The following is an 11,221-nucleotide window of genomic DNA, read 5'->3' on the forward strand; positions in this document are numbered from 1 at the left end:
ACTGAAATTGAGACCTGTCAGGTTTTTAAAACCTGACAGGTCTGGAACACATGAGATTATTAAACTGCTGACAATTAATTATATAACATTTATTTTTCAATTTTTGTCATGTACTTATTCAAAATGGTATAAATATACATGCGCACCTTATAACTATCATCCTGTTCTGTCCTGTAAGAATTCAATAGTGGTTGGAATTCAAAACAGGGTTAAAAAAAATATAATTGGTATTTATTATTAAAAAAATCCTTAATTCGTACCACGTTAAATTAAGGATTTTTCACATTAAACTAAAACAAACTAAACAATGAACTCATCTTACTCCCAACCTGGGTTTTGCCCAAGATTTGGGTTTTCTGAAATGGGACCAAAAAATCCCTTTCAATCAAAATTGAATTTCCATTGAAAGAGATTTACAACTAACTCAAACAAAAATTATTATTTAGTAAGGTTTGTTTCTAACTGGGTCTTGAATTTGATGGCCAATACCATTGCTAAATATATAATTATGATTATACACACCTTCCGATTCTGACGTTGCTGAAGAAGGAAGGGGAGCGTCACTATTGTTTATGCTAATCCCGTATCTGTTGGTTCTCCTAAAAGCAATAAGACCGTCTTCCCCTGGGATCAGTGTTTGAAACAAATAATCCGTATCATATTTATATAATACCGGTACTTGATTTATGTACGTGGTAACAATGTGGTATTTTAGAACTGTTCTTAGTTTCTCAATATTAGCTCTTGCCATGGTTTGAGCTGGTGTTTCACCAACTGGGATCTTATCAGACCCTGTTACTATATTAATGACATCTCCTTTACCAAGAAAGGCATTGTTATTTAATAAAAGATAGGTTCTATCTTTTGTTGCCGTCTGGTTATACTCATCAACCATACCTGCTACTTTTATGGCTTCAATCAAGTAATCGAATTCTCCAGTATTAATAGTACCATCTTCATTTAAGACGTTTCTGGTCTGTATCCATTCCCAAGCGGTCATGTTTTCGAATGGTTCAACTAAATCCAGCTCCGCATTGAAATCATAGCCGGTATTTAATTCCAAATCACATCCTACGAATAGCACACACATCGAAAAGATGGCGATTATCCTTTTAAACGATATTAATTTTATAGTTTTCATATTTTTTTATTTATTGGTTAGTATAGCCTGGAGTCTGTTCCAATAACGGATTCTCAATTAGATGTTCAAAATAAATTGGAGATAAGATCCTTTCGGGCGTTAATGCTTTTGCCGAGGGGAAGAGCGTTAAAACAGGATTCATAACTTCAAGTGTTTTACCTGTTCTCATTAAATCCCACCATCTTTTCCCTTCTCCCAGAAGTTCCAGTTGTCTTTCAACTAAAATATAATCTTCTCTTTCATCAATCGTAGCACCAAACTCTGCAAGGGTGACAGTAGGCAATAATCTGGCTGTTCTTATGTCATTTACCAAACCTAATGCTTTGTCTGTATTCAATAATCTGTTCTCTGCTTCAGCCAATAAAAGCAACATATCCGAATAACGGTACAGCACCATATCACTATCATCTAACGACGGACTATAGTTAGTTTTATTATATTTTGATAAACGCGCTTCCCCTATGGCTAAACCTTCAAAATTAATATCATCTTCCCGACTGAGAAAATAGCGCCAATCCCCATAAACCGTTGCCAATGAATCTTGGAGTTCTCCATTTGTATCTGTATAAATAACCTTTCTCGCTAATTGTGGTTTAAAGGTTGGGTATTTTGTTACCCAAGCAGTAGAATCTACAGGAAATCTTTCCCGCCATTTGATATCTAATACCGGCGAAATGTAATACGTTGGTAAACCCGCAAAAAATATTCCAAATATTCCCGCTCTATCGTTATCCAGCAGATCATGATTTATGGAAAGAATCAGTTCCGTACCTTTTTGTACTTTATCAGTACCATAAAAAGCCAGTTCATTGCCTGATTTTAAATATACGTTGCTGCCCTTGGCCGCTCCTTTATCATTTAAAAATAAATCTTGCCAACCTTGTACTGTTGTTACCAAACTAAATTCGTTTAATGCCACAAGCTTATCCAAAGCTATCTTAGCTTTGGGGTAATCTTGTAAATACATGTACACTTCTGCTTGAAGACACAAGATACTGGTTTCTGAAAATCTGTATTCATTAGCAAATTTTTCCATATAACCTTCTGCAGCTAGCATATCAGGGATGATTACCTCATTCATAATGGTCGCAGCCGCTGTTCTTGTTCGCTGTAATTCTTGGTTTTTGCCTTCAATAGGCTCTGTAAATAACGGCACACTGCCCCAAACGCGTATGGCGTGGAAATAAGCAAAGGCTCTAATGGCATGCGCCTCTCCCAATAAATTTTTATCGACCCCTGGAATTTCCGGTATGTACTTAATAGCCAAATTAGCTCTAAGAATCATTTTATAAAGATCATCCCACCTAAGTGCGCTGTTGCCAGAGGTCAAATCGTTATTTACAAATTCCAACCTGCTTGATGACCCTGCGCCCTGTCCTCCTCTATAATTATCGGCTCGTGTTTCACCCCATAAGTAAAGGTTTTCCTTAAATGTTTTTTGCATCCCGTCATATAGCCCTGATATACCAGTTTCGGCATCTCCTGGGGTTTTCCAGAAGTCTTCAGAACCAATTTCACTTTCAGGTTGTTCGTCGAGAATGCTATCACAAGATGTGCTTATTGCCAACACGGTTAGCAGTAATAAAGCAATCTTAAATTTGAATTTTATGTTATGATTTTTCATTTTTTTCTTTTTAAATTCTTAAAATTGAACGCGCATTCCAAATATGATGTCTCTTTTATTTGGATACCTCAAATTATCCACACCTGGTTCCAATGGGTTACCTCTAGAACCTAATTCTGGATTATATCCCGTATAATTGGTCCACGTAGCTAAATTATTGAAAGATAGGTTGAACGATATCGCTTTAACCCAATCCACTCTGTCTGTAAAAATTTTTGGCATGTCATAATTAAATCTTACGAACCTAAGTTTTATATAATCCCCAGGTACCACATACAAACTATTTGGTCTTTCCCTTTGTTGGGATAATTGTTTTAAAATCGGATATACCGAAATATCCCCCTGTTCTCTCCAAGAATTGTTTATATAATCTGGCGAAGGCGTTGCATTAGAAGAAAATAAACCGTTACGCACTTCATCGTAGCGTCTGTGGATATCATTACCAAAACTATAATCAAACAAAAAGCTCATACTAAAATTTTTGTATCTAAAATCATTTGAGAAACCTCCAAAGGTTTTTGCCACACCATTGCCAATAACTTGGCGGTCCTCTGTAGTTATATCTAAATCGCCATTTAAATCATCCCAAATAAAGTCTCCACCTTTAAGAATTACACCCTCGTTTGTAAGTTGACTTACATTCCCCGTATATGCCTGACCGTTTAGGCTGTAACTTGTAAATGTGCCATTTTCATCAAAATTTGGGGTCAGGCGATCACCACCATCTGTGTAGGCGTTTGATTCATCATATTGATAAACTCCAAGGTTTTTATAACCAAAAATGTTACCTATGGCCGCTCCCTCTTCAATTAAATAATCTCCCGACAGGAATGAGGTCCCTCCTTTCAGCTTTAATACTTCATTTCTTAATAGAGTAATATTGAATGAACTGTTCCATGAGAAATTATCGGTACGTATTACTGTACCGCTAACGCTTAAATCGATACCTTCATTTCTTACGGCACCCACATTTTCCCTGACACCTGAGTATCCAGATTCTTCAGGAAGCGGAACTGTGGCAAGAAGGTCTGTGGTTTCCTTTCTCCAAAAATCCACACTAAAATTTAAGCGTCTGTTTAGCATATTCAAATCCATACCAATATTGGTGGATGCCGTACTTTCCCAACTTAAATCAGGATTACCTAATCTAGTGGGTGCTACTCCATTTACCCCGTTATATTGTGCATTCGGCAAATAAGCCCCTATAAATTCATAATCACCTATACTTTGGTTCCCGGTTTCTCCGTAACTGGCTCTCAATAACAAATTATCAATAAAATTAACATTTTGCATAAAGCCTTCTTTACTTAGTCTCCAGCCAATTGTTGCCGAAGGAAAATAGCCGTATTTGTTATTAGTTCCAAACCTAGAGGATCCATCTCTACGAAGGGTTGCTCCAAATAAATAGGTGTCATCAAAGTCATAATTAACGCCCCCAAATAGTGAAAATAAATTACTCCTTCTATTTTCCCCCGAATCAAGCGAAAACGTGAGCGGGTCGATATTATTAAAAGTTTCAATGGCATCAGATCCGAATTTGGCACTTACATCAAAATCTTCCAACCAGTATTTTTGAATTTGCATACCACCAAAAGCACTTAATGAATGTTTGCCAAATTCTTCTTTGTAATTTATGAAATTTTCCTGTTGTATATCATAGGTCATTCTGGTGTCTTGAGCTCCTCTTGGAATCATACTATTCGGATTTTGTGTAATTATAGGTTCAAAATCATTGTCCTTATTAAACCTAAAGTTAATACCCAAAGTGGATTTAAAGGACAGCGTAGGTAAAAAGCTGTATTGGGCATAATTAAAAAGTTGTGCTCTATAATTTCTGCTACGCAATTTTCGTGCGTTAACTTCCGCTACTGGATTTTGACGTCCTGCAATTTCTGGCGTATAGGAACCATCTGGCTCAAAAACAGGAAAATAAGGAATCCGTTCCACCATTTGAGCAAATACTTGACCCTCATCTAAACCAAACTGATCCTCAAATGTTAGATTTAATTTGGTGCCAGCTTTAAAATTTTTAGACGGCGTTAAATCCAGTTTCAGTAAACTATTTATCCTTTTGTATGATGTGTTAACAACCACACCTTCTTCATTTAAGAAACCCGTGTTCCAGTAAAAACTACTTTTTTCACCACCACCACTTAATGCTACATTAAATTGGTTTCTTACAGCCGTTCTGGTAATGAGGTCTTCCAGATCAAAAGAGTTTCTCTGCAAAAGGCTTAAAGAGTCACGTTCATTGCCCGTAAGCGCCAAGGGGTTGTTTCCTCTTATTTTTTCGTAGAATCGTCTCTCATTTGAATTTGCCAATGGCAGACCACCAATTAAGTTAGTAAATGTGGTAGATGTTGTCACATCTATTTTAAAATCACCACTTCTACCGGTTTTAGTGGTAATTAGCACCACACCATTTGCTGCTTTCGATCCATAGATGGCAGCAGTTGCCCCATCTTTCAATACTTCTAAAGAGGCAATATCATTGGGGTCAATATTGTCAATATTGTCTAACTGTTGGCCGTCCACAACATATAGTGGTTCGGTACCACCTTGGGAAAATGTAGAAGTTCCCCTAATTTTAATATCAAAACCTGCGCCCGGACCTCCGTTTGTTAATATCTGCACTCCAGATAACCTACCTTGTACAGCATCAAAAGTGCTAACAGGGGTCGATTGAATAATTTCTGATGCTTTTACAGACCCAACCGCTCCTAGAACTTTTTCCCTGCTTATGGCTGCATAACCAATAACTACCACCTCATCAAGAAATTCTGTATCCTCTTCAAGAACTACGGTAATAGCAGTTTGGTTCCCTATAGCGACCTCTTTGGTTTCAAAGCCTATATAAGAAAAAACCAAAGTTTTGCTTCCAGGTGCTAATAATAGGGAAAATTTACCATCAAAATCCGTAACAGCACCTTGTCTTGTGGATTTTTGTAACACATTTACACCTGGCAAAGGAATTCCATCCGCACCAGATACCATACCAGTAATTTGTTGTTGTGCCTGTAGATTCATTGCCGAAAAACTGGAGAACACCAGTGCGAGCACTAGCACCATTCCAGAAACCGTGCCTCGTTTTCTAAATTTTTGTTTCATCATTAGTTTGAGTTTTAGCATATAATTAGTATTTAATTGGTTATTATTAGATATTTAATTGGTTATTATTAGATTCATTAATTAGGACTGTAATTTAAAACGCATCCCCAGTATATCTGTCCTGTTATGATTTGTGTATGTATCCATGTTCTAAAAAGGGATAAAATAGAGCATTGCCAAAAAAATGATCGCTATAGCAACCAATAGCACCAACTCTAAAAAATTGACTTTTATATTTTTCATGTCTCACGTAAAAACAAAGAATGGTTTAGTCTAAACTTTGGTTGAAATCAAAAAAGTTTGTTAATATTTTCCCAAATCTATCTTAAAAATGCACTGAATAAGTCCCAAATAAGGGGTTCTAAAATTTCAATGGGTTTATTTTATACTGAAATTTGATCCTATAATTATTGAAGAGTAATTGGAAAAGAGTAATAAACTACCTCGACCCCAAGGTACGAGGGATTAATCCCGATAACTATCGAGACCAAAAAGTCAAAAACTAAATTCCAAAAAAAAAAAAAAATGAGGCAAACCTCGGGGTATTAAACCCTGAAAAATGAATAAATGGGAGGTGGTTAATTTTAATACATTTGCCTGTGTTAAGAGTCTGAAAAGGTTTTAGCATAATCCGTTGGCGATTTTCCAAACTTTTCGCGGAAACTTTTACTAAAGTACTTTGGGTTTTTAAAACCTACTTTATAGCAAATTTGAGATACATTTATTTTTCCTTGCTCCAAAAGTTGAGCACTTTTTTTCAACCTTACATGTTGAACGAATTCCTTGGGCGTAAAATCTGTCCAAGCTTTTATCTTTCTGAACAAATCCGATCTGCTAACTCCGAGTTCTTCACAGAAAAAGTGGGTGTCAAATTGTTCGTTGCCTATATTGTTTTCAATAATCTGCAAAGCTTTTATATACAGTTTTTCGTCCAATGAAGACAACACCATATCATCTGGCTGTAGTGCTTCTATTGAATTCATTTTTTTCTTTAAGCGCGATATGGAACTCAATATGTTTTTGATCCGCAATTTAAATTCGTTCACATTAAATGGCTTACTTATATAATCATCGGCACCACTTTCCAAACCCTCCAACTTAAATATCAATGAGGAACGGGAGGTTAGTAAAATTACCGGTATATGGCTTGTTCTTATATCCTCTTTAACCAAAGAGCACAACTCGGTACCTGTCATTACCGGCATAATAACATCACTTACAATAACATCTACCTGTTCTTTCAGGGCCATTTTAAAAGCTATTTTTCCGTTTTCGGATTCTAAAATATTATAATCCTTAGCCAATAGATTACGCATAAACTTGCGCAGTGGCTTATTGTCTTCTACCAAAAGAATGGTTTGTTTTTCTTCTGAAACCCTGTTTTCGAGAATATCATCTTCAAGAATCACTTGGGGTTCTTCTAACTGGTTTTCATATTGCGATAGATCGTCACTGAACTTAAAATCTTGGATAATCTCAGTGTCCTCTAAATGCGCTCTGCCCAAAGGAAGTTGTACCGAGAAAATAGAACCTGTATCATTTTCATTGCTGCGTACATTAATTTTTCCTTTATGTAAATCGACAATATTTTTAACAATGGATAAGCCTATGCCTGTGCCTTTATTATAATCGTTATCTGGTTTTCGGTTTATGGATAATTCAAAAAAACGTTCAAAGATTTTATCGCGGTATTCTTCTTCAATCCCAACACCTGAATCTTCTACTTGAATATTTATTTTTCCTGCTTCTTCAATAATCCTTAACGCTATTTTACCGTTTTTTGGGGTGTATCTAAAGGCGTTTGATATCAAATTATAAAAAACCCTTTCCAACTTATAGCGATCATAAAAAACCAGGATCTCGTCGGCTGGGGTGTGAAAACCAAAATCATAATTCCCATCTTTAGCGTACTCGGAAAAAGACAGATAAATTTCTTTTAAAAACTTAACAATGTTTCCTTCGGCAGCTTCAAGCTTCACTAAATTGTTTTCCAACTTCCTAAAGTCCATCAAGCGGTTGATAAGTTGTAGTAAATGGTTGGAACTGCTTTCTATAACTTTCAACTTTTTGTACATGGAGCTACTGCCTCTATAATTTTCCAATATTTGATGTAAAGGCCCCAAAATTAGAGTTAACGGTGTTCTGAACTCATGCGAGATGTTTGTAAAAAATTCGAGTTTGGCTTTGTTAACTTCCTTTGTTTGTTCTACTTCAATTTGCTCTAATTCCAACTGATGCTTAAGTTTGGTTCTTGATTTTAAAATATTAAGCAAATAATACAGTATAAAAAAAATGAAAAGCCCATATAACATAAAGGCCCACCACGTGCGCCATGGCGCAGGATTTACTTGTATTTTTAATGTGGTAGGGACATCATTGGAAACACCATCACTGTTAATGCCTTTTACCTCAAAAGTGTAATCGCCTGGGTTTTGGATGGTGTAAGATGCCGAATTGCTGGACGTTTTAATCCAATCATTTTCCAAACCTTTTAAGCGGTACCTATATTGGTTACTGCTTGAATTAATAAAATTTGGAATAGAAAAAGAAATGCTGAAATTACCTTGGTCGTGCGAAAGTTCTATACGCTCTGTATAGGCTATAATGTTAGAGAGCAATTGACTGTCATCATTCACAGAAATGGATTTGTTCTTTATTTTTAAATCTGTAATGATAACTTGGGGGGCATAGGTATTTTTTATTAATTTATTGGGGTCGAAATAAATAACACCCGTAGGGCCTCCAAAAAAGAATTGGGAATTACCAATGCGCAAACTGGCGTTGTTATTGAACTGGTTACTGGGCAAACCATCCTTTTGTGTATAGGATGCCATAATTTTTCCATCGGTAGGATTATAGTTAATAATACCTTGGTTGGCACTGCTAAACCACAAAGTACCTTTATCATCTTCAAACATGCTACGCACCCCAATCAAGGGGGTATTGTCAACTTGTATGTTTACAGGTTCAAAATTATTATTTACAAACTTAAAAAGACCATATACCTCTGTGCCTAACCACATAACACCGTGCGAGTCCTCAAATACGGAGGTTGTGATGTAATCTGTTTTTAATTCAGGATCATAAAAATAATTTTTAATGGCTCCATGGGTATCAATAACATTTAAACCATTGTTTGTGCTTACCCAAATATTGTTTTTAGAATCGATTTCAATGTCCCTTATAATAGCATTAGACAAACCCATTGGTTTTGTATTGGTATCAAAAACCTTATATGATTTATTGGTAACATTATATTTAATTAACCCTTTGCCCAAAGTACCTAACAACATATCTCCATCGCTGTATTGCTGAATGGTGTAAACGCCTATATCTTCCATATATTCCAGCAGATCTTTGGGCAATGGTGTACTATCAAAATGTTTGGTAATAATATTATAAATGGCAAATCCATTGGTATAAGTACCGATCCATAGTTTTTTATCTTTGGATAGATACAGGGCTTTTACGTTATTGTTTTTAAGCTCTGGAGCATTTATTGTGTTTATGTAATCCATTGTGTTCGTACTTGTATTTAAAACAGAAACGCCCCCGCCTTCTGTTCCAAAAAAAATAAGGTTCTTGTAATTGGCAATAGAGCTTACTACCTTAAAACCTAGTCCTATATTTCCGGGCTTTTGGGTAATGTTGATAAAATTTACATTGGATTTATCCCAGATGTTAATACCGCCATAATACGTTCCCACCCATATAGAGCCTTTGTTATCTTTAAATAAGGCTTTAATAAAATTATCGTTGATTAATTCATTATCATTAATATCACTGGATAAGATTTCTATATTTTTGGTTTTATCCGCTATTTGCAGGCCATTATAAGTACCCATCCACAGTTTGCCGTTATCATCAAAAAGTAACTGTCTTACATTTTTATTTTTGCCTCGTAAAGTTGTTCCATCAAAATAAGGTCTTAAAACACCCTTATCAATATCATATTCCAAAACGCTTTGGGCTCTTGTACCCAAAAGTAAATGGCCTTTGGCGCTTTCTACCATATCTTGTATGATAAGCCCCTCGGTGCCTTCAATTGTTTTAAATTGATAATCCTTTGCTGTTTTACCAACCAATTGAAATAAACCTCTAATAGTTCCAACAAAAACGTCTCCTTTCCCAGTTTCAAGAATGGATAATACCTCCATATCATGTAAGAAAGACTTAAATGAATCTGTGGATTTATCATATATTGAAAGTCCGTTACGTGTTCCTACCCACAGTTCTTTATTGGATAATTCCTTGATTGTTCTTATAGCATTGCTTATCAGGGACGTGCTGTCCTTACTTGTAAAGTATCTTTTAAAAGAATCTTTTTTGGGGTTGTACTGGTTTAGCCCTATGGATGTGCCCACCCAAATAAAACCAGAACTATCTTGTTCCAAGTAAAGAATATCATTATTGCTTATTGAGGAAGGATTATCTTTTTCGTTTCTATAAACTGTAAATTCCGTGCCATCATATTTATTTAATCCATCACGGGTTCCTATCCAAATCTGACCTAAATTATCTTGATAGATTGCCATAGCCGAACTTTGCGACAAGCCTTCGCCAGTAGATATATGATTGAACTTATAGGTTTGATTTTGAGAAACCCCAACCCATGAGAAACAAAGAATAAGGAATAAAACGACTAATTTAGACATTGTTGAGATTACAAGAATTTGATTAAAGTAAAGATAATGAAAGCACACAGAATTTTTAAATCTAAATTCTTTTGAATAATGCACATACCCAATGGTGCAAATTATTGAATAAACTGGTTTAAACTTTTTTTAATTATTGTCCGACTAAAGATTATAGACCGCTTCGCTGTTAGGCCCGATAGCTATCGGGAAAAGAAAATAGACTTGATTCTAACTAATTGAAAAACAATATAAAACCCTGTAAAGTCAATGAAACCAATACGATAAGTCATCACAAAATATTTTAATCGGACAACAATGACTTTTTTTAATTATTTCTAAAAGAATATCAGATAAACTAAAGTCAAGATACTATAATAGTTCTCGACTGCGCTACCATTGACAAGTATTTTATATATTTGACTTTCAAATATTTAAATAGTGCTCAAATTTTAAAAACACCCCTAAAGTCCCCTCTAGGGGACAATCCATATATTCAAATTTTCAGTTTCAAATTCTATTTAATTGTCAACAATATCGCTTGATAAATTTTTTTTATCTGTTGCCTCGAACAGACAATGAGACCAATTTATATATCTAAACGGTATAAATCATTCGCAATTTTTTAATCACAACGCATTATCCATAATCTCCTGAACCACCTCTGGGTTTAAAAGTGTGCTGGTATCGCCTAAATTACTGGTTTCCTTACAT

The 11,221-nt window shown here is 35.4% G+C and carries 4 protein-coding genes; all 4 read right to left on the reverse strand.

Annotated elements, in window-relative coordinates; genetic code table 11:
• Positions 1-442 precede the first annotated feature (442 nt).
• Positions 443-1,141 carry a hypothetical protein gene (locus ACU1LP_RS18535; protein WP_445737019.1) on the reverse strand — a complete coding sequence of 233 codons (699 nt, stop codon included), beginning with the start codon at positions 1,139-1,141 and terminating at the stop codon, positions 443-445.
• A 10-nt stretch (positions 1,142-1,151) separates the two neighbouring features.
• Positions 1,152-2,765: a RagB/SusD family nutrient uptake outer membrane protein gene (locus tag ACU1LP_RS18540; RefSeq protein ID WP_445731521.1), complete on the reverse strand. Its 1,614-nt coding sequence runs from the start codon at positions 2,763-2,765 to the stop codon at positions 1,152-1,154.
• 18 nt (positions 2,766-2,783) lie between these two features.
• Positions 2,784-5,876, reverse strand: coding sequence for a SusC/RagA family TonB-linked outer membrane protein (locus tag ACU1LP_RS18545; RefSeq protein ID WP_445737020.1), 3,093 nt, complete (start codon positions 5,874-5,876; stop codon positions 2,784-2,786).
• 599 nt (positions 5,877-6,475) lie between these two features.
• The gene (locus ACU1LP_RS18550) at positions 6,476-10,528 is read right to left on the reverse strand and encodes a hybrid sensor histidine kinase/response regulator transcription factor (protein WP_445737021.1); all 4,053 of its coding nucleotides are present in this window, start codon (positions 10,526-10,528) and stop codon (positions 6,476-6,478) included.
• Positions 10,529-11,221: the final 693 nt, after the last annotated feature.

It is taken from the genome of Mariniflexile sp., from assembly GCF_052728615.1.

Excerpts from the sequence above, each read along its gene's own strand:
- ACU1LP_RS18535 (WP_445737019.1), bottom strand. The coding sequence starts at position 1,141 with ATGAAAACTATAAAATTAATATCGTTTAAAAGGATAATCGCCATCTTT.
- ACU1LP_RS18540 (WP_445731521.1), bottom strand. The coding sequence starts at position 2,765 with ATGAAAAATCATAACATAAAATTCAAATTTAAGATTGCTTTATTACTG.
- ACU1LP_RS18545 (WP_445737020.1), bottom strand. The coding sequence starts at position 5,876 with ATGATGAAACAAAAATTTAGAAAACGAGGCACGGTTTCTGGAATGGTG.
- ACU1LP_RS18550 (WP_445737021.1), bottom strand. The coding sequence starts at position 10,528 with ATGTCTAAATTAGTCGTTTTATTCCTTATTCTTTGTTTCTCATGGGTT.